Consider the following 20,280-nt stretch of genomic DNA (forward strand, 5'->3'; position numbering starts at 1 on the left):
GGGGGCGCCCCCGGCACGGGCCTGGGCCGTGCCGTGGGCACGGCCATGGTTTACGTACGGCCACGGATTTCGTACGGCCACGGAAGAGATGACAACTCATGTCAGTGCAGACCGAACGCACGGACACGGCCGGGGAGCCCGCTGTCCGCAAGGCCCGGGTGCCGGCCCCGCCACGAGGTGACGACCGCGCCTCCACGGCCCCGTCCCGGCGCCTCGCCGCCGCCCCCTACCTGCTCCTGCTGCCCGCGCTGCTGGCCACCGTGGTCCTCCTCGGCTGGCCCCTGGTCAAGAACGGCATGCTGTCGTTCCAGAACCTCAACCCGCGGCAGCTCATCCAGCACCTCACCGAGTGGAACGGTGTCGACAACTACCAAGAGGTGCTGACCGGCGACGACTTCTGGCGCGTCGTCGAGCGCTCCGTCGTCGTCACCGCGGTCAACGTCGCCCTGATCATGGTGCTCGGCACCCTGGTCGGGCTGCTGCTGGCCCGGCTCGGTACGAGGATGCGGCTGCTGCTCATGATCGGCCTGGTCCTCGCCTGGGCCATGCCGGTCATCGCGGCCACCACCGTCTACCAGTGGCTGTTCGCCCAGCGCTTCGGCGTCGTCAACTGGGTGCTGGACAAGCTCGGCTGGCACTCCATGGCCGACCACAACTGGCTGCAGACCCAGTTCTCCACCTTCGCCGTGATCACCCTGCTCCTCGTCTGGCAGTCCATACCCTTCGTGGCGATCAACCTCTACGCGGCGACCACCACGATCCCCCGCGAGCTGTACGAAGCGGCCTCCCTGGACGGCGCCGGCGCCTGGAAGAGCTTCACCTCCGTGACCCTGCCCTTCCTGCGGCCCTTCCTCTACGCCACGACCTTCCTCGAGGTCATCTGGATCTTCAAGGCGTTCGCGCAGATCTTCGCGATGAACGCCGGCGGCCCCGACCACCTGACCGAGACCCTGCCGATCTACGCCTACGTCGAGGGCGTCGGCAACCAGCACTTCGGCGTCGGCGCGGCGATCTCCTTCCTGACCATCCTGGTGCTGCTCGTCATCACCTCGTACTACCTGCGCATGGTGCTCAAGCAAGAGGAGGACGAGCTGTGAAGCGCTCGCTTCTCGGCCGTATCTGGCCCAACGCGACCGCCGTCGTCCTCTTCGCCGGCTTCGTGTTCCCCGTCTACTGGATGTTCGCCACGGCCTTCAAACCGACCGGTGACATCATCTCCGACGACCCGGTGTGGTTCCCGACCGACGCCACCCTCGGACACTTCAAGAAGGCCGTCGACGCCGACCACTTCTGGACCCTGGTGCTCAACTCCGTGACGGTCACGGTCCTGTCGGTCGTCTTCTCGCTCGTCATCGCCCTGTTCGCCGCCTTCGCCCTCGCCCGGATGCGGTTCAGGGGCCGGCGCGGCCTCATCGTGACGTTCATGCTGGCGCAGATGGCCCCCTGGGAGGTCATGATCATCGCCATCTACATGATCGTCCGTGACAACGACATGCTCAACAGCCTGGTCCCCCTCACCGTCTTCTACACGATGATGGTGCTGCCGCTGACCATCCTGACGCTGCGCGGCTACGTCGCCGCCGTGCCCAAGGAGCTGGAGGAGTCGGCGATGGTCGACGGCTGCACCCGCACGCAGGCGTTCGTCAAGGTCATCTTCCCGCTGCTCGCCCCCGGCCTCATGGCGACCTCGCTCTTCGGCTTCATCACCGCCTGGAACGAGTTCCCGCTCGTCCTGATCCTCAACAAGGACGTCGAGAAGCAGACCCTGCCGCTGTGGCTGTCCCAGTTCCAGACCGCCTTCGGCGACGACTGGGGTGCCACCATGGCCGCCTCCTCCCTGTTCGCGCTGCCCATCCTGATCCTCTTCATCTTCCTGCAACGCAAGGCTGTCAGCGGTCTCACCGACGGCGCCGTGAAGGGATGACCCGGCCGATGACCACATACGCCACCACTGGGTCCGGCAGCGGCTCCGCCGCGGGCGACACCCTCGCCCGGGACGCCCTCGCGGTGCTCCAGCCGGGGTTCGACGGCACCACCGCGCCCGACTGGGTGCGCCGCCGCCTCGGTGAGGGCCTCGCCTCCGTCGCCCTGTTCGGCCGCAACGTCGTCAGCGAGGACCAGGTCACCGGCCTCACCGCACAGTTGCGCGCCGAACGCGACGACCTCCTGGTCGCCATCGACGAGGAGAGCGGCGACGTAACCCGCCTCGACGTGCGCACCGGCTCCTCCTTCCCCGGCAACCACGCCCTCGGCGCCGTCGACGACCCCGGCCTCACCCGGGCCGTCTCCCGCGAGCTGGGCCGGCGCCTGGCCGCCTGCGGCGTCAACTTCGACTGGGCCCCCTCCGCGGACGTCAACGCCAACCCCGACAACCCCGTCATCGGCGTACGCTCCTTCGGCGCGAGCCCCGGCCTGGTCGCCCGGCACACCGCCGCCTGGGTCGAGGGCCTGCAGTCCACCGGTGTCGCCGCCTGCACCAAGCACTTCCCCGGCCACGGCGACACCAATGTCGACTCCCACCACGCCGTACCCCGCATCGACGTCGACGCCGACACCCTGTACGAGCGCGAACTGCCGCCGTTCCGCGCGGCGATCGCCGCCGGCACCCGGGCGATCATGAGCGCCCACATCCTCGTGCCCGCCCTCGACCCCGACCGCCCGGGCACCCTGTCGCGGCGCGTCCTCACCGACCTGCTGCGCGGCGAACTCGGCTACCAGGGCCTGATCGTCACCGACGGCATGGAGATGCGCGCGATATCCGGCACCTACGGCCTGGAGCACGGTGTGGTCCTCGCCATCGCCGCCGGCGCCGATGCCATCTGCGTGGGCGGCGGGCTCTGCGACGAGGGCACCGTGCTGAACCTCCGGGACGCGCTGGTCGCCGCCGTACGCTCCGGTGAACTGCCCGAGGAGCGGCTCGCCGACGCGGCGGCCCGGGTACGGGAGCTGGCCGCCTGGACCGCCGCCTCCCGCGGCGACGCGGCGCAGACCGAGCCCGACCCGCAGGTCGGCCTGGCCGCGGCCCGCCGCGCGCTGACCGTCACCCGCACCGGCGCCCCCGCACCGCTCACCGGGCCGGTCTACGTCGCCCGGTTCAACCCGGCCCCGAACATCGCCGTCGGCGACCAGACGCCCTGGGGCGTCGCCGCCGAGCTGGAGCGGCTGCTGCCCGGCACCGACTCCGCCTCCTTCACCGGCGAGGGTGCCGGTGCGGCCGCACTCGCCGCCGCCGGCGGGCGCCGGATCGTCGCCGTGGTCCGCGACGAGCACCGGCACGACTGGATGCGCTCCGCGCTCGACGCCCTGCTCGCCGCCCGCCCCGACACGGTCGTCGTGGAGATGGGCCTGCCGCAGGCCGCCCCGCGCGGCGCCCTCCACATCGCCACCTACGGCGCCGCCCGCGTCTGCGGGACGGCGGCGGCCGAGGCCGTCCTCGCCGGCTGACCCACCCCACCCGGCCGCCCGCACCTCCCCGCGGGCGGCCGGCCTCCTCGTTCCCCCTCCTCGTTCCCCCTTACTCGTTCCCCCCTTCCTCATTCCCCAGGGAATCGGTGGCCCTGCCGCGTCCCCGCGCATGCCACCGGCACATGTCTCACGTCCGACCCCACGGTGTTTGACCCCTCGATCACCCCGGAGTGAACGCATGCACACGCCCCACCTCCACCGAGCGGCCACCGGCCGCCCCTACTTCAGCGCCGACGGCGAGACCTACCTCGCCCCGGCACCCCTGCGCGACCTCCGGAAGACCGAGCCGCTGCGCGTGCTGTCCGCCGAGGACTTCGCGTTCTGGCAGACGTACGGCTACGTCGTCGTGCGCGAGGCCATCACGCCCGGCGAGGCCAAGGGCCTGCTCGACTTCGCCTGGCAGTTCCAGGGACTCGACCCCGACCGCCCCGACAGCTGTTACGAGGAACCCGAGTTCCGCTCCGAACTCGACCGGCACCTCTACATCTACGGCTTCGTCGAGGCCTACCACCACCAGCTCATCTGGGACAGCCGGCAGACACAGCGCGTCTACGACGCCTTCGTGGACGTGTGGGACAGCCCCGAACTCTGGGTCACGCTGGACCGGCTCAACCTCAACCCGCCCAACACGGGCACCCGTTCGCGCGCCCTGATCGAGCCCGCCGACGAGGGCTTCGACATCGAGCTGCACTGGGACGTCGACACCACGCTCGCCGTGCTGCCGCAGCGCGTCCAGGGCATCATCGCACTCACCGACACCCGCCCCGGACTCGGCGGCTTCCAGTGCGCCCCGGAACTCTTCCGCCGTTTCGATGAATGGCGCGTCGCGCAGCCGGCCGGCCGCGACCCCGTCCGGCCGGGGACCGACCGCGCCGAGTTCCCGGTGATCCGCCCCGACCTCCAGGCCGGCGACCTGCTGATCTTCAACGGCCTGCTCGCCCACGGCGTCGCGCCCAACCTCTCCGACAACGCCGTCCGAGCGGTCCAGTACCTCTCGATGATGCCCGCGCTGGAGGAACACACCGCCCTGCGCGACTCCCGCGTGGACTCCTGGCGCACCCTCGCCACCCCCGACTGGAACGCCACCCTGCTCGGCGACGCCCGCGAACCGGAAGCCCTCCGCTACGGCCCCGCCGAACTGAACGGCCTGGGCCGCAGGCTGCTCGGCCTGGACTCCTGGTCGGCCGCGGAAGGTGCACGGTGAACCGGATCTGCCTGAGCCTGCCCACCAACCGGGCCTGCTCCGCCACGATCACCGCGATCCACCAGGAGGCGTCCTACGCCGCCCGCCGCTTCGGCGCCGACGTCCACCTGCTGATCCTGGACTCCGCCGGCCACCGCACCCGCGCCCGGCACACCGGCACCGTCGCCGCGCTGCCCGCCGCACAGGGCGTGACCGTCCACCACCTCGACGAGGCACGGCAACGCACCCGGCTGCGCCGCACCATCGAGCGGGCCGGCCTGCCCGAGCCGGACCGGATGCTCCGCCTCCTGCTGCCGCCCGCCGTCTCCTACGGCGCCTGCACCGATCGCGCCTTCCTGCTGGCCGCCGCCCTCGGCTGCGACTCGGTGCACCGCCGGGACTCCGACAGCGCCTACCAACTCCTCGACGGCGAGCCGGTCTTCCCCGTCCACCACGAACTGCCCTGGCTGGGCCGCCCCGCCGCCGAGGCCGCGGCCGCCGTCACCCGCACGGACCTCGACGCCGCCCACGCCCGTCGCCCGGTGTCGCTGGCCGGCGCCTCCTTCATCGGTGAACCGTCCGTCGACATCGCCGAGATGCGCCGGCTGGACGAGGGCGTCCACCACGACGTGGTCGGCCTGTGGGCGCCCGCCGACGCCTCACCGGAACAGCGGCGCGCGCTGGTCGAGGAGTCCTTCACCGGCGCCGGCACGGCACCCTTCACCGGCGACGACTCCACCCTGGCCCTCGTGGACCCGATGCGGGTCGACATGTGCAACATCGCCTTCCACCGCGACGTCTACGAACGGGTCCCGCTGCCCCCGGCGACGGACACCATCGGCAGCGACTACTTCCTCATCCACCTGGTCCACGACGCCACGCTCCCCGGCATCCTGCACAACCGGCACATCGAGAACTTCTACACCCCCGAACGCCGCACCGACGCCGGCTTCCTGGCCTACCAGACCCGCTTCGTGAAGTTCCTGCTGTCGATGCACTACTTCCACCACGTCTACGGCCGGATGACCTCCGAGGGCGCAAGGCTGCTGGACACCCGGCAGCACGTCCGGCCCGACCTGATCGCTCAGTTGCTCCGCGAGAGCACGCACCTGGACCGCGCCGAGAACGTCTGGCGCCTGGACCGGGTGGACACCGCGTACCGGAAGCTGGGGGGACGGTACGCGGCCGTCGCCGACCGGCTCGCCGAGCACCGCGACCGGTTGCTGGACGCCGCACGGTCCGACATCGAGGACTTCGCAGACCTGATCGAAGCCTGGCCGGCCCTGATCGAGGCGGCCCGCACATGAGCGGCCCGCACAGGAGCGTTCCGAAGGGGCGCGGGGAACTGCGCGACCAGCCACGAGGCGGCGGCGGACGCGCGACGGCACGGCACGACACGCCGGCAGGCGCACTCGGCGGACACCTCGCCGCGGCCGAGTCCGACCGCATCGTCTACGACCTCGCCGGCATAGAACACCGTTACGACGCCCTGCTGGAGGAACTGCCGGGAATCGACGTCCGTTTCGCCCTCAAGGCCTGCCCGGTCGACGAGGTCCTGCGCTGCCTCGTGGAGCGCGGGGCGGGATTCGACGCGGCGAGCCCCGCCGAAATCGTCCAGGCACTCCGCGCCGGCGTGGAACTGCACCGCGTCCACTACGGCAACACCGTCAAGTCCGACCGCGACATCGCCGAAGCCCACCGCCTGGGTGTCCGCACCTTCGCCACCGACAGCGTCCAGGACGTCACCGCGATCGCCGAACACGCCCCCGGCGCCCGGGTGTTCTGCCGCCTGGCCACCAGCGGCGAGGGCGCTCTGTGGGGCCTGAACCGCAAGTTCGGCTGTTCACCCGAGGACGCCGTCCGGATCCTCGGCACGGCGCGCGCCTGCGGTCTCACCCCGGCCGGCCTGTCCGTGCACGTCGGCTCCCAGCAGATGACCGGCGAGGCCTGGCAACAGGCCCTGGACACCCTCGCCGAGGTGCTCGTCACGCTGGACGGGCTCGGGATCGTACCGGACCACGTGAACCTGGGCGGCGGCCTGCCCGCGCTCGGTTACCTCGACCGGCACGGCACCCCCCTCGACCCGCCGCTGGACAAGATCTTCACCGTCGTCCGCGAGGGGATGGACCGGCTGAACGGCCTGACCGCCGCCCCGCTCCGCTTCGTCGTCGAGCCGGGGCGCCACCTAGTCGCCGACCACGGCGCGGTCCGGGCCCACGTGTACCGGCTGACCGAACGCGCCCAGCCGGACGGCACGCACGCCCGCTGGCTGTACCTGAGCGTGGGCAAGTTCAACGGCCTGTACGAGATGGACCAGGTGCGACACCGGCTGGTCTTCCCCGCACAGGCGGACGAGGCCGAGGAGACGTACGTGCCCGCCGTCGTCGCGGGCCCCACCTGCGACAGCGACGACGCCTACGGCGAGGGCCGGTACCCGGCCCGGGTGCCCCGCTCCCTCGCCTCCGGCGACCCCGTCTGGATCCTGTCCGCGGGCGCCTACGCCACCAGCTACACGACCCAGGGCTTCAACGGCATCCGCCCGCTGCCGTGCGTGTGCGCACGCGGCCCCGGAAGGACACCACTGACATGAGACACCTCGTACGGGGCATCGCCGAGGCCGACTGGCCCCGGGTGGCCGCCCTGGAGGGCGAGGCGTACGCGGACCCCGCCCTCACGGAGGGCGAGGAACTGCTGCGCTCCCGCGCCCGCGCCTCGGCCGGCACCTGCTTCGTCCTCGACCTCGACGGCCGGATCGAGGGCTACGTACTCGCCCTGCCCTACCCGCCGCTGCGCTGCCCCGACCTCGCCCACCCCGAGCGGGCCGTCCACCGTACCCGCAACCTGCACCTGCACGACCTGGTCGTGAGCCCGCCGTTGCGGGGCCGGGGGCTGGGCACCCGGCTGGTGCGCCATCTGACCGGCGTGGCCCGCACCCGCGGCTTCGCGACGATGTCGCTGGTCGCCGTCGGCGGCAAGGAGGCCTTCTGGCGGGCCAACGGCTACCGGGCGCACCCCACGGCGGCCGTCCCGCCGGACTACGGCGGCGACGCCGTCTACATGTCGGCACGGGTGGCCGCCGTACCCCGTCCGCACGAGGCCCGGGAGGCCGTGTGATGCCCGAGCCCTCGTTCCGGCACGCCAAGTGGTCGATCGCGGCCCTGTTCGGCTTCCTCGGCTTCCAGTACGGCACCTGGATCTCCCGCCTTCCGGCGCTGAAGGCCCGCCTGGACCTGGGCGCCGGCGAGGTGGGTCTGCTGCTGATGGCCTGCGGGGCGGGTGCGGCGGCCTCCTTTCCGCTGGTCGCCGCACTGATGCGGCGGCTCGGCTCACGGCGGCTGTCCCTCGCCTCCGCCGCGTGCCTGGTCGCGGTGCCGGCCGCGCTGTCCGCCGTGCCGAACCAGCCGCTCGCGCTGCTCGCCGTGTGCGCCGACGGCGTCGCGGTCGGCTGCCTCAACGTCGCCATGAACGCGCAGGGCGCCGCCCTGGAGAGCACCCACGGGCGTACGGCCATGTCCCAGCTGCACGCCACCTTCAGCGCCGGTCTGCTCGCCGCCGCCCTGCTCGCGTCCGGTGTCACCACACTGACCGGGTCGGTCCCGGCCCATTTCGCCGTCGCCGGGGCCCTGCTGCTGCTCCTGCTCGGCGCCGCCCGCCCGGGCCTGCTGACGCGGCAGGAGCCGGGCGCCACGGGCCCGGAAGGGCGAAAGCGGCGCGCCGCACTCGCCCTGCCCTCCGGCACGACCCTCCTCATGGGCTGCGCCATGGCCTTCGGCACGATCACCGAAGGCGCCATGAACGACTGGTCCACGCTCTACCTGAAGGACGTCGTCGAGGCGTCCGCGTCCGTCGCCCCGCTCGGCATCGCCGTCGTCTCCGTGATGATGCTGCTGGCCCGACTGCTGGCGGACCGCTGGCGCACCCGCTGGGGCGACGGACGCGTGGTGCGCGCGGGCAGCGCCGTGGCCGCCGCCGGCCTGGGCCTCGCCCTGCTGACCGGCGGGGTGGTGCCGACGCTGCTCGGCTTCGCCTGCGTCGGCCTCGGCGCGGCGGCCGTCACCCCGTGCGTGTACGTGGCGGCGGCCGGCCGCGGCCCGGACGCCCTGGCGCTGGTCGCCGCGATGGGCACCACCGGTCTGCTGGGCGGGCCGGCCCTGATCGGCTTCGTGGCGGGCGCGGCGAGCCTCACCCTGGGCATGGCCACCGTGGCGGCCTCGGCCCTGATCGTCACGCTGACCGCCTTCTGGATCCCGTGGCGGGCCCGGGCCGGCGCCCTCGTGACGTCCTGAGCCGGACACGGCCGGGCCGGCCGAGGGGTCGGCCCCCGCGGCCGGTCCGGCCCGGCCGGCACCGCGCCTCCTAGGATCTGCGGCGGCGGCCCGAGGGACGCACCGCGGAGTTCTCCTCCCACGGGCTGTCCACCCGAATGGACTCGACCATCTGATCGCCGTACAGATCCTGCAGCCAGTTGGTCTGGTAGACGGTGTCGAGGTAGCGCTCGCCGAGGTCGGGGGCGATGGCCACCGCGGTGACGTCACGTGTGTCGTGCCGGGCCAGCCAGTCCGTCGCGGCACTGACCACGGTCCCCGTGGAGCCGCCGAACAGGAAACCCCGGCGGGCCAGGCGGTGACAGGTGTGGATGGTGTCCGCCTCCTCCACCCGGATCACCTCGTCCACGTACGACTCGTCGAGCAGCGGGGGACGCATGCTCATGCCGAGGCCGGGGATCATCCGGCGGCCGGGTTTGCCGCCGAAGGCCACCGACCCCACGCTGTCCACGGCGACGATCCGCACCGGCCGCCGCCACTTGCGGAACCAGCGCGCGCAGCCCATCAGGGTCCCGGCGGTGCCCGCCCCGACGAACAGCACGTCCAGCTGCGGGAAGTTGCTGGCGATCTCCGGCGCGGTCGTGCGGTAGTGGGCCCGCCAGTTCCCCGGGTTCGTGTACTGGCTCAGCCACACGTACCGGTCGTCGGACGCGCACAGCGCGCGGACGTAGTCCAGGCGCGTGCCCAGGAACCCGCCGTTGGAGTCCAGGTCGGCCACGACGTGCACCTGGCTGCCGAGGGCCTCGATGAGCAGCCGGGTCGACAGGTTGCAGCGGGGGTCCGTCACGCACAGGAACCGGTAGCCCTTGCTCGCGGCGATCATGCTGAGCGCGACGCCCAGGTTCCCGGACGAGGACTCCACGAGGATGGAGTCCGGCCGCAGGGATCCGTCCCGCTCTGCGCTCTCCACCATCTCGTTCGCGGCCTTCAGCTTGATGGAGCCGGCGAAGTTGAAGCCCTCGCACTTGAGGTAGAGGCGGTAGCCGAAAATCGACTCTAGATCGACGAAGAGACTTCCCTCGTTGAAGTCGTGGGGAGCGCGGATGACAGGCACGGCAGGCCTCCTGAAACCAGGGCTGAGGGCAACGGCCTCAGCCGTACCGGCGCAAGTCGTGGAAGAAGTCGTCGATGAGGCGGAGTTGTCCCGCCCGGGCCACTTGGTCGTAGACGTACTTGCCGACGGCCAGGTCGAGGACCCCGAGGCCGAACGGGGAGAAGATCACCGGCCGGTCGTGGGGCGGGGCGGCCCGTCCGAGCAGCACGTCGTTGAGCGTCCCGTTGAGGAAGTCCCGGTTGCCGGTCTGCTGCTCCACCAGGTGGGGTGAGGTGTCCGCCTTCAGACAGTGCTCGACGTCGTCGACGAAGTTCGCCGAGGCGAGCAGGACCTCGGGGGCGAGGTCGCGCAGCGACACGTGCAGGACCAGCGGGTCGTGCGCGAACCAGGCCGGGGCCGTGATGTGCGGCCGGCCGGCGACCGTGGCGAAGACCACGAGGTCGCTGGAGCGGATGAGGTCCTCGGCGCTGTCGTGGACGGTGACCTGCCCGGTGGCACCGGACTCCTTCAGGTAGCCGCAGAAGCCGGCCGTGCTGTCGGTGGACAGGTCGTGCACGCCGACGGCGTCGAAGGTCCAGCCGGTGCCGGCCAGGAAGGTGTGGATGTACCGGGCGATCAGGCCCGTGCCGACGAACCCGACCCGGGTGGGCCGGCTGCGGGTCCGGCTGAGCCAGTCGGCCGCCAGCGCGGCGGACGCGGCCGTCCTGGTCGCGCTGATGACGGAACTCTCCAGACAGGCGAAGGGATAGCCGGTGTCGTGGTCGTTGAGGATCAGCACCGCCGAGGCCCGGGGGAGACCGGCACTCACGTTCTCGGGGAAGCTGGAGATCCACTTCACGCCGTCCACGTGCACCGAGCCGCCGAGGGAGGCGGGCAGCGCGATGATCCGCGCGGTCGGCCGGTCGGGGAAGCGCAGGAAGTACGACGGAGGGTTGACCGAGTCCCCGGCACCGTGCAGCCGGTACGTCGTCTCGACCAGCGCCACCAGCTCCTTCTCGTGCCCGGTGAGCGCTTCCTGGACCTGAGCGCCGGAGATCACGGCGAAGCTCGGCGCCGATCCCGGGTGGGGCACGGCCCGCTGGGTGGCACTCGACAGCAGATGGGTCATCGTCCGCTCGCCTCCCCGGTCGGGCCCGAGTCGCCCAGCCGCCGCGGCTCGGCCATGCCGACCAGCACCTCCCGGTCCCCGGTGAAGGGCTCCCTGCTGTGCGCGGTGCGGATGTTGTCCACGAGCATCAGGTCACCGGCCTGCCAGGGCTCGCGCCGGGTGTGCGCCTCGTAGGTCGAGTTCAGGAGCTGGACGACGTCCTCGCCGATGGGACTGCCGTCCCCGTGCCGGGTGTTGAACGGCAGGCCGTCCGCGCCGTACTCGTCCACCAGGTACTCGCGCACCTCCGGGGCGAGGGCCCACTCGTTGAGGAAGGCGATCTGGTTGAACCAGCAGCGCCGGCCCGTCACCGGGTGCCGCACCACGGCACTGCGGCGCTGCCGGGTGTGCAGCGAGCCGTCGGCGTCCCAGGTGAAGTCGATGGCGTGGGAACGGCAGTAGGCCTCGATGCCGGCCCGGTCGTCGGTGCCGAACGACTCCGCCAGGGACGCCCCGATCTCGTCGTTGTAGGTGCGGGTCAGCAGCCAGCCCTCGCGCTCGAACCGTTCCGTCAGCTCGGCGGGCAGGGCCCGGAGGACCTCCTCGGCGTCGGCCACGGCCGTGGCCCCGCCCTGCCCTGGCGCGGTCAGGCAGGCGAACAGCATCAGGCCGGGCACCTCCAGCAGGTAGCTCAGCTCGTGGTGCATGCACATCGGCTGGTTGGCCGGCCAGGTCGTGGAGGAGTACGTCCCCGCGCCACGCGGTTCCCGGGGCGCGAAGGCCTCCGTCTCCGTCATGAGCGGGCCGGCCAGGCGCGCGAACACGGCGCCGGCCTGGTCCGCGTCCCGCAGGCCGAGGCCGCGCACGAGCAGCGCACCGTGCTCGGTGACCTGCGCACGCAGCGCGTCGCGGCACTCGTCCGCCCAGCTCGCCGCGTCGGCCGGCGGCTCGACGCGCAGCATCGCCGGTTTGTCCGGCCGCAGCTCCATATCAAGTGGTGCTGTCAGGGATGAGGACGGCATCTCGGTCTCCTTTCGGTCGCCCGTCGGGTGGTGTTACGGGCCTCATGTGGAGGCCAGTGGGAGGGCTGCGCTCAGGACGGCCTGTGCCGCCTCGGCCGGACGGGTGCGCAGGAAGTAGTGGCCCCCGTCAGCCAGCTCGTGCAGATCGACGTGCTCGGCCAGCAGCAGCCAGTCACGGTGGTGACCGGCGTGGCCGGCGGTGTGCGGGTCGTCGGCGGCGACGACCACCGAGACCGGTGCGGACAGCTTCACCGGCGGCGGGGTCTCCAGGACCGCCCGGAAGTACTGGTGCGCGGCCACGCAGTCGTGGCGGTAGGCGGCACCGATGTGCTCGGCGTGCTGCTCGTTCAGCTCGGCGAGTTCGGTGTAGCCGCTGTCCGCGGTCAGCTGCGCCGCGATCTCCGCGTCGCTGCGTCTCGTCAGTTCGGCGACGGCGGCACCGCGGCCGGCGGCGGTGCCGAGCAGCTGTGCGCCGAGGAACACCCGCGTCACCTGCACGTCCCGCTCCTGGAGCAGCAGGGCCGTCTGCACCGCCGGGGCGGCGCCCGACGAGTGGCCCCACAGCATGACCCGGGTCAGACCGCGTGCCGTGATCTCGCCGGCGACCTGCTCGGCCACGTCGGCGATCGACGCGAACGGCTCCCGCTGGGCGGCCAGGTCGTGACCGGGCAGGTCCACCGCGAGCACCGTCAGACCGCTGCCCGCCAGCGCACCCGCCATCGGCCGGAAGTTGACCGCGTTGCCGCCCGCGTAGGGGAAGCAGACCAGGGCGCACTCCGCCGCACCGCCCCCCTCGGACAGCGGCTGCAGCAGCTCCGCGCGCTGCCGGCCGGCGCCCTCCAGGAGCGCGGCCAGGTCGGCGAGCACCGGATGGCGGGTGATGTCCTTCAGGGAGACCGCTCGGTCCAGCGCGATGCTGAGTTTGACGGCGGACAGGGAGGTGCCCCCGCAGTCGAAGAAGTTGTCCGTCCGGCTGATCCGGTGCTCGGGCACGCCCAGCAGTTCGGCCCAGGCCGCCGCGATCTTCCGCTCCGCCGGGCCGAGCGCCTCGCGTTCCGCTCCGGCCGGCTCGGCGGCCGGCTCCGTCCGCTGGGCCCGCGCGGTCAGCGCCTTGCGGTCCGTCTTGCCGTTGGCGGTCAGCGGAAGACTGCCCTGCCAGTGGAAGGCCGAGGGGACCATGTAGGCGGGCAGCGCGGCGGACAGCGCCTCGCGCAGCACGTCGGGCTGGTGGCGCCTGCCGGTGTGGAAGGCGATCAGATGCTTGTTCCCGCCGCCCCGCTCGACGACGACCACCGCACCGTCGCGCACCCCGTCCACCTTCAGCAGGGTGTTCTCGATCTCGCCGATCTCGATCCGGAACCCGCGGATCTTGACCTGGTTGTCCCGCCGGCCGAGGAACTCCAGCTTGCCGCCGGGCTGCCAGCGGCCCCAGTCACCGCCCAGGTAGAGCCGCTCCCCGGGCCGGTACGGATCCGTGCGGTAGGCCTCACGGGTGCGCTCGGGGTCGTTGACGTACCCGCGGCCCACACAGATGCCGGAGAACGCGATCAGGCCCGGTGCGCCCAGGGGCACCAGCGACAGGTGCTCGTCCACGACGTAGACGCGTACGTTGCCGACCGGGCGTCCCAGCAGCACCCGGTCGGGCACGCCGTCCAGCAGCTCGTGGTTGGTGTCGTCGGAGGTCTCCGTCAGACCGTAGGCGTTGAGCAGCCCGATCCCCGGCTGGATCGCGAACCAGCGCTGCACCAGCTCCCGCTTCAGCGCCTCACCGGTCACCGACACGTACCGCAGGTCCGGCAGGGCGCGGGGGCGCTGCTCCAGGTAGGAGACCACGACCTCCAGGTAGGAGGGCACGACCTGGGCCACGGCGACCCGGCCGCGCACCAGCGTGTCCACGAACCGCTCCACGTCCGTGATCACGTCCTGCTCGACGATCAGGGTCCGCCCGCCGGTCAGCAGGGCCGACACCAGCTGCCACAGCGAGATGTCGAAGCACTGCGGGGCCGTCTGCGCCACCACCGAGCCCTCGCCGATGCCCAGGTCGTGGATCTTGGCGTAGAGGTGGTTGAGCATGCCCGCGTGCTCGCACATCGCGCCCTTCGGCGCCCCGGTGGAGCCGGAGGTGAAGTAGATGTAGGCCAGCTGGCCCGCCTCGACCCGCACACCGAGGTCCCCGTCCGCGTGCGGTTCCGCGTACGCCGTCTCGACCAGCAGCTTCTCCGCTCCCGGTACGGTGGCCAGCGCCTCGTCGAGGGTGCGGGTGCTGCCGGACTCGGTGAGGACCAGGCGGCACCCCGCCCGCGACAGCGTCGCCGCGATACGGCCGGCCGGGAAGTGCGGCTCGACCGGCAGGTACGCGCCGCCCGCCTTGAACACCGCCAGCGTCGCCGCCAGCCAGTCGAGGTTCCGTTCGGTGACGACGGCCACCACGTCCTCGCGGCCCAGCCCGCGGGCCTGCAACGCCCGCGCCAGCCGGTTGGCGCGCGCGTTGAGTTCCCGGTACGTCCACCGGTGCTCGCCGTGCACGGCCGCGACGGCCTGCGGATGCGCCCGCACCCGCTCCTCGAACAGCTCGTGCGCGCGGGCGTCCGGCAGCGCCCGGCGGGGGCCCGCCAGCCCTTCCAGCTGCTCCCGCATCTCGTCGGCCGACAGCAGGCTCTGCCGCGTGTGGTCGGCGTCCAGGCCGGCCGCCAGCAGGCCGAGGGCCGTCACGTGGTAGCCGCCGACCCGGGCCGCGCACTCCGCGTCCAGCACGTCCGTGCGGTAGCGCAGGCGCAGCTTCAGCCGCCCGCCCCGGTCGCACCAGCGCACGTGCAGCACGCCGTCGCCGGCGGGGGACTCGTCGGCCTCCATGGGCCCGAACACGACCTCGTACGACGGCTCGGTCAGCCCCAGTTCGCGGCGCAGCCGGGCCACCGGGAACTCCCGGTGGGCGAGCATCTCCGCCTCGGCACGCTCGGCGGCCGACACCAGGGTGCGCCAGGGCCCCGGGACGACGGCCAGCCGGCACGGCAGCGGCTCGCCGTGCACCCCGGCGGCGTACCCCGTCACGACTTCCTGCTCGCCGGACAGCACGGCCAGCACCTTGGCGTGCGCCGCCAGCAGCAGCGCGCTGAGCGGCACCCCGGACCGCTGCACCAGGGCGCGCACCGAGTCCGCCACGTCACCCGGGACCACCGTCTCGTGCTCGAGCGTCCCCGGCACCGGCTCCCGGACCCACCGGGGCACGGCGGTGACACCGCCGGCGGTCAGCACACGGCTCCAGTACTCCCGGTCCGCTTCCCGGTCCGCTTCCACGCGCGTTCCCATCGAATGGCCTTCCTCAACTCGTGGCGGCCGCGGGGGCGTCGGCCGGTCGTACGGCCCGCTCCGGGCCGCGGGGGAGGGCGGGGACCTCCGGCATGTCCACGGCCGGGTTGCCGCCCCAGAGGGCGTTCTGGGGGACTTCCTCGCCCTTCATGAGGAAGGAGTCGGGTGCCAGCACCGAACCGTCGCCCATGGTCACGCCGTAGTGCACGTGGGCGCCGACGCCCAGCGTGCAGCCGGCGCCGAGCGTGATGCCGTCGGACTTGAACGTGCCGTCCTCCTGGGAGTGGCACTGGATCTTGCTGCCGGCGTTGAGGGTGCACTCGTCGCCGATGGCGGCGAGGGTCCGCTCGGTGATGAAGCAGCCGTCGTCGAACACCCTCTTGCCCATGCGGACACCCAGCAGCCGCCAGACGAAGCTCTTGAAAGGTGTCCCGTTGAAGATGTTCAGGTACTGCACCGGGATCTTCCACAGGCGCTCGTGCAACCAGAAATTCCGGTCGTAGATGGAGCACAGCTGGGGGCGCAGTCCCCGGAACGACGTCATACAGCGTTCCACCAGGACGTAGTAGGCGGTGGAGAGCAGGAGCGTCAGCGCCAGATACAGGGCGATCACCACGTGGCCGACCGCTCCGTACAGATCCACCGAGGCGAGGGCGAGCAGGGTGAGCATGAAGACGTGCAGCCAGCGCACGAACAGCATCCACGTCATCGAGAGCAGGTTGTAACGATTCTTCGCGGCGAGATGCCGGCGCAGCTCGTCGCCTTTCCGGAGATGGTCGAAGCGCGCGTCGCGTTCCACCGAGCGGGGAATCTCGAAACACGGCGAACCGAGGAGTCCGACGCCCTCACGGATCTCGCCGTCGAGCGGAACCATCACCTTGGTCGCGAGGAGGCAGTTCTCGCCCGTTCTGCCGCCCGACGGATAGGCGATGTTGTTGCCCAGGAAATTGCGCGCCCCGACGGACACGTGGGACAGCCGGAAGGACGTACTGGAGTAGTCGGCATTGATCAGCGAGAGTCCGTCGGCCACCATCGTGCCGCTGCCGACCGATACCAGGAAAGGCGTCTCGTGCTGCACTTCCGTGCCGAAATTGGAACCGGTCTGTTCGACGTGCGACAGGTCGTAACCGAGTCCGCGGAGATAGTGCACGATGTACGAGCTGTCACCGAAGAGCCAGGCGAAGAACTTGATGTTCGTCATGCGGGCTGCCAGCCGGTGCAGCGTGTAGTGGATCCCGTAGAGCGGATAGACCCGGTCGGCCCTGACGATGAGGCTCAGCAGGCGCGGGACGGTGTACAGGGCGGTGATGCCCACGACGAGGAAGCCGGCGAACAGCACGACCGAGACGGCCAGCGCGTCGGGTATCAGCTCCGCCCGGGAGAGCACCGCCGTCTGCGGATCGAGCCGCTTGCCGATCGCCGGAATCCCGGTGAACACCATGTACACCCCGCCGATGGCCAGCGGGACGTACACGAAGACTAGCTGCAGCATCGTCACGAGGCCGAACCAGGTCCGGCGGGCGGCGGTGCACCTGGCAGGCGGGACCCGCACGTGGTCGACGCGCGTGGGCTCCGCCGGGGAGCCGTGCCAGCGCTCCCCGGCCGGCACCGCCTGGCCGCGGTGCAGCGACGAGGAGTGCCCCAGCTGGGCGCCGTCGCCCATCGACGTGTCGATGTCCAGGACCGTCTTCTCGCCGATGAACACGTCCCGGCCGAGCGTGACCCGGCCCGTCTGGATGCGGCCCGCGTGGGCCCGGTAGCAGAGGAGGAACGATTCCTTGCGGATCACGGTGCCGGCGCCGATCGTCAGCAGGTCGGTGCAGACCGGGACGGTGTGCGTGAGGATCGTGACGCCCTTGCCGATCCGTGCGCCCAGAGCCCGGAGGTACAGCGTGTAGAGCGGGGTCCCGACGAGGAGGACCATCGGATTCGCGTGCAGCAGCACCTTCACGAGCCAGAAGCGCAGGTACGTCAGGCCCCACAGGGGGAACTCGACCGATTTCCAACGGCCGACCAGCAGCCATTTCGCGGCGACCGGGAAAGCGCACAGCAGGATGAACCCGCCGCCTCCGAACACCAGCGACCGCAGGTAGATGTCGGCGGGGTCCGAACCGGCGGCGGTCCACTCGTATCCGGAGGCGGTGAGGAACCCCCAGACGAGCGAGTACACCAGGAAGAACAGCAGCTGGAACGTGCCGCACAGCCGATGGTGGAGCGGATTCGGGCGGGTCGCCGGCGCCGGCGCCGATACGGCCGCCGGTACCGGCGCGGACTCGTCCCGACCGGTCGCCCGGGAAAGGGCGGCCGACTCCGTGAGCGCTGTGGTCAGGCTGCGAATGGTGGGGTGCCGGTAGATGTCCCTCATGGAGGGCGACGGCAGCTCCGGTGCTTTCCGCACTCGTGCGCAGAACTGGGCCATGACCAGTGAATTGGCACCCAGGTCGGTGAAGAAGTGGCTGTCGACCGGAACGCGGTCGGTGCCCATGACCTGGGCCAGTGTTTCCGCGAGTTTTCTTTCGGTCTCCGTTCCGGCCGAACCGGTGTCGCTCATGGTGACGGCAGGTTCGTCCGGTCCTGGTATCGGGACCTCGGAGGACTGCTTCACCATTCGATCTCCTGAAGACGTATGGATCGCCATTGGCCGGCCGCGTCAGTCGCCTGATTTCGGACCAGCGGTTTCAGTCTGGCCAGGCTGTGAGCAGGCTGCCACTTCGGACGGGGCCCCACGCCCGCGAGAAATGCGCGACGGCTCCATAACCCCGGGATTCCGCGCCCTGCCAGGGCGTATCCCGGTTCACCCGATCAGCGGCCCGGGACACGGCTCCGGGCCCGCGGAACACCCCCGCACCCCCTCCTCCCGAGGCCCACGGGACCTCGCGCACGACCTCAGGAGCGCGGCGGCGACGAGGTGCAGCTTGGCCGGCCGGTCGCGGGCGGTGAGGACGATCTCGGGACGCTCGTCCAGGCCCGGCCGTACGCGCATCAGCCCGTCCTCCCCCGAGGCGGAACCGGCGAGCCAGCGCTGTCCGCGCAGGTCGGCCACGTCGACGTAGTCGCCGGAGGTCTTGACGACAGCCGCAAGGGCGGGGCGGGGCAAGCCGGGTGCAAGTGGCTCGCAATCGGGCTCCGAAGACTGGGTGCCATGACTTCGAGCAGCACTTCCGATGCCACCGTCCACCCCTACACCCGCGAGATGGCGATGATCCACCAGGTGTTCCGCCGCGAGTCGCGCCTGCTGGCCGAACTCGTCCAGGACGTGCGCCCCACCGACACCGCCCGCTCCCGGATCCTCGCCGAGCACTGGCGGCAGTACGCCATCGGCCTGCACGCCCACCACACCGGCGAGGACGAGATGCTCTGGCCGGTCCTGCTGCCCCACCTGGACCTCGATGCCGAGCAGGTCCTGGCGATGGAGGCGCAGCACCGTGAGCTGGACCACGGGATCGCCGAGGTCCAGCGACTCATGGACCGGTGGCAGGCCCAGGCACTGCCGGAGGACCGCGACGAACTCGTCGAGGCGCTGCGCAGGCACCACCGCCAGCTGTGCGCCCACCTCGACGAGGAGGAGCGGCAGGTCATGCCGCTGGTCGCGCTCCACGTGAACGAGGAGCAGTGGCACGCGGTGGGGGAGCGGGGCCTCGCCGAGACGCCCCGGAACCGGCTGATGATCGCCCTGGGCGCCATCCTGGAGGACACCTCACCCGAGGAGCGCCGGGAGTTCCTCGCCCGGCTGCCCCTCCCGGCCCGGGTGCTGTGGAGGCTTCTCGGGCAGCGGCAGTACCGCCGCGAGACCGACCGGATCCGCGGCCGGCGCACGACCGCATGACGGGCCGTCCCCGTCCGTCCGGCATCCCTGCCCCGCCCCGTACCGATCGAGGAACTCTCACTGATGCGCATCGGATTCTCCGTCCCCCAGTTCGGCCCGTTCGCCGATCCCCACCGCACCGCCAGGATGTGCACGGCGCTGGAGGCGCTGGGCTGCGACAGTCTCTGGGTGGGCGACCGGCTCCTGGCCCCGCTCGCCTCCCCCGAGGGCTACCTCGGCGGGAACGAGATGCCCCTGCGGTACGGCACCCACCTCGACCCGCTGCTCGCGCTGGGCGTGGCGGCCGCGGCGACCGAACGGGTACGTCTGGGCAGCAGCACGCTCAACGCCCTGTGGCAGCCGCCCCTCGTGCTCGCCCGGGCGCTGACGACCCTCGACCTGATCAGCCGCGGACGCCTGGACGTGGGCATCGGGCTGGGCTGGATGCGTGAGGAGTACGAGGCCGCCGGGGTGCCGTGGCAGGGCCGCGGCGCGCGGCTGGAGGAGACCCTCGACGTCCTCGATGCCGTATGGCGCTCCGACACGGTCGTCCACACCGGCCCGCTGTGGACGATCCCCGAGTCGACCGTCCTGCCCAAACCCCTGCAGAGCCCGAGGCCGCCGATCCTGCTGGGCGGCTTCACCGCCCTGGCGCTGGAGCGGGTCGGCAGGCGTGCGGACGGCTGGCTCGCGGCCGCGATGCCGCTGCCCTACTTCCACGGTCTCTGGTCGGTCGCCGTGGAGGCCGCCGAGCGTGCGGGACGGGACCCGGCGGGTCTGCGCCGGGTGTTCCGCGTGAACGCCGAGGTCACCACCGCCGAGGCCGACCCGGCGGAGACCCACCACCGCGGGACCGTGCGCCAGATCTGCGAGCACCTGCGGTCGATGTGCGAGGCGGAGACCGACGAGGTGCTCGTGGACCTGCAGCTGACGACGGCCTCGCCCGAGGAGTTCCTCGACCTGGCGGCGGCGTTCATGGCCGAACTGGCCGAGCCCTCGACGCACGTGCGGCCCGTGGTATGAGGGTGGC

The 20,280-nt window shown here is 71.8% G+C and carries 16 protein-coding genes; 10 read left to right on the forward strand and 6 right to left on the reverse strand.

Features of this window, described 5'->3' with window-relative positions:
* The first annotated feature begins 98 nt into the window (after positions 1-98).
* The 8 genes from JK359_RS19665 (at position 99) to JK359_RS19700 (ending at position 8,934) form a co-directional block, all read left to right on the forward strand.
* Positions 99-1,097: a carbohydrate ABC transporter permease gene (locus JK359_RS19665; protein WP_201837325.1), complete on the forward strand. Its 999-nt coding sequence runs from the start codon at positions 99-101 to the stop codon at positions 1,095-1,097.
* On the forward strand, positions 1,094-1,924 hold the full coding sequence (locus JK359_RS19670) for a carbohydrate ABC transporter permease (protein WP_201837327.1): 831 nt from the start codon (positions 1,094-1,096) through the stop codon (positions 1,922-1,924). Before JK359_RS19665 ends, JK359_RS19670 begins: the two co-directional genes overlap by 4 nt.
* Before the next feature lie 8 nt (positions 1,925-1,932).
* Positions 1,933-3,444, forward strand: a complete 1,512-nt coding sequence (locus JK359_RS19675) for a glycoside hydrolase family 3 protein (RefSeq protein WP_201837329.1) — start codon at positions 1,933-1,935, stop codon at positions 3,442-3,444.
* 199 nt (positions 3,445-3,643) lie between these two features.
* The gene (locus JK359_RS19680; protein WP_201837331.1) at positions 3,644-4,669 is read left to right on the forward strand and encodes a phytanoyl-CoA dioxygenase family protein; all 1,026 of its coding nucleotides are present in this window, start codon (positions 3,644-3,646) and stop codon (positions 4,667-4,669) included.
* Entirely contained in the window at positions 4,666-5,955 is a 1,290-nt protein-coding gene (locus JK359_RS19685; RefSeq protein WP_201837333.1) for a DUF6271 family protein, read from the forward strand. The genes JK359_RS19680 and JK359_RS19685 overlap by 4 nt, the downstream gene beginning before the upstream one ends.
* On the forward strand, positions 5,952-7,238 hold the full coding sequence (locus JK359_RS19690) for a type III PLP-dependent enzyme (RefSeq protein ID WP_201837335.1): 1,287 nt from the start codon (positions 5,952-5,954) through the stop codon (positions 7,236-7,238). The genes JK359_RS19685 and JK359_RS19690 overlap by 4 nt, the downstream gene beginning before the upstream one ends.
* Complete coding sequence (locus JK359_RS19695; RefSeq protein ID WP_201837337.1) at positions 7,235-7,762, forward strand: GNAT family N-acetyltransferase; 528 nt, start codon at positions 7,235-7,237, stop codon at positions 7,760-7,762. The genes JK359_RS19690 and JK359_RS19695 overlap by 4 nt, the downstream gene beginning before the upstream one ends.
* Positions 7,762-8,934, forward strand: a complete 1,173-nt coding sequence (locus JK359_RS19700; protein WP_201837339.1) for an MFS transporter — start codon at positions 7,762-7,764, stop codon at positions 8,932-8,934. The genes JK359_RS19695 and JK359_RS19700 overlap by 1 nt, the downstream gene beginning before the upstream one ends.
* A gap of 70 nt (positions 8,935-9,004) precedes the next feature.
* Here JK359_RS19700 and sbnA read toward each other — a convergent pair whose 3' ends face one another.
* From sbnA to JK359_RS40425, 6 genes are all read right to left on the reverse strand, one after another.
* Positions 9,005-10,027, reverse strand: coding sequence for a 2,3-diaminopropionate biosynthesis protein SbnA (gene sbnA / locus JK359_RS19705; protein WP_201837341.1), 1,023 nt, complete (start codon positions 10,025-10,027; stop codon positions 9,005-9,007).
* Positions 10,028-10,064: 37 nt separating this feature from the next.
* A complete protein-coding gene (sbnB, locus tag JK359_RS19710) occupies positions 10,065-11,135 on the reverse strand; it encodes a 2,3-diaminopropionate biosynthesis protein SbnB (protein ID WP_201837343.1) in 1,071 nt (356 codons plus the stop codon).
* Positions 11,132-12,136 (reverse strand): TauD/TfdA family dioxygenase, encoded by a 1,005-nt coding sequence (locus JK359_RS19715; RefSeq protein ID WP_201837345.1) that lies wholly within the window; start codon positions 12,134-12,136, stop codon positions 11,132-11,134. Before JK359_RS19715 ends, sbnB begins: the two co-directional genes overlap by 4 nt.
* Positions 12,137-12,178: 42 nt before the next feature.
* Positions 12,179-15,445 (reverse strand): non-ribosomal peptide synthetase, encoded by a 3,267-nt coding sequence (locus JK359_RS19720; protein ID WP_201837347.1) that lies wholly within the window; start codon positions 15,443-15,445, stop codon positions 12,179-12,181.
* Positions 15,446-15,458: 13 nt separating this feature from the next.
* Positions 15,459-18,053, reverse strand: a complete 2,595-nt coding sequence (locus JK359_RS19725) for a Pls/PosA family non-ribosomal peptide synthetase (RefSeq protein ID WP_201837348.1) — start codon at positions 18,051-18,053, stop codon at positions 15,459-15,461.
* A gap of 186 nt (positions 18,054-18,239) precedes the next feature.
* Entirely contained in the window at positions 18,240-18,542 is a 303-nt protein-coding gene (locus tag JK359_RS40425) for a hypothetical protein (protein WP_372445435.1), read from the reverse strand.
* A 45-nt stretch (positions 18,543-18,587) separates the two neighbouring features.
* Here JK359_RS40425 and JK359_RS19735 point away from each other — a divergent pair, with 45 nt between their 5' ends.
* Together JK359_RS19735 and JK359_RS19740 are read left to right on the forward strand one after the other, a co-directional pair.
* Complete coding sequence (locus JK359_RS19735) at positions 18,588-19,271, forward strand: hemerythrin domain-containing protein (protein WP_201837350.1); 684 nt, start codon at positions 18,588-18,590, stop codon at positions 19,269-19,271.
* A 63-nt stretch (positions 19,272-19,334) separates the two neighbouring features.
* On the forward strand, positions 19,335-20,273 hold the full coding sequence (locus JK359_RS19740) for a TIGR03619 family F420-dependent LLM class oxidoreductase (protein WP_201837352.1): 939 nt from the start codon (positions 19,335-19,337) through the stop codon (positions 20,271-20,273).
* Positions 20,274-20,280: the final 7 nt, after the last annotated feature.

It is taken from the genome of Streptomyces actinomycinicus, assembly GCF_016741775.1.
In the GTDB taxonomy this organism is placed as follows: Bacteria; Actinomycetota; Actinomycetes; order Streptomycetales; family Streptomycetaceae; genus Streptomyces; species Streptomyces actinomycinicus.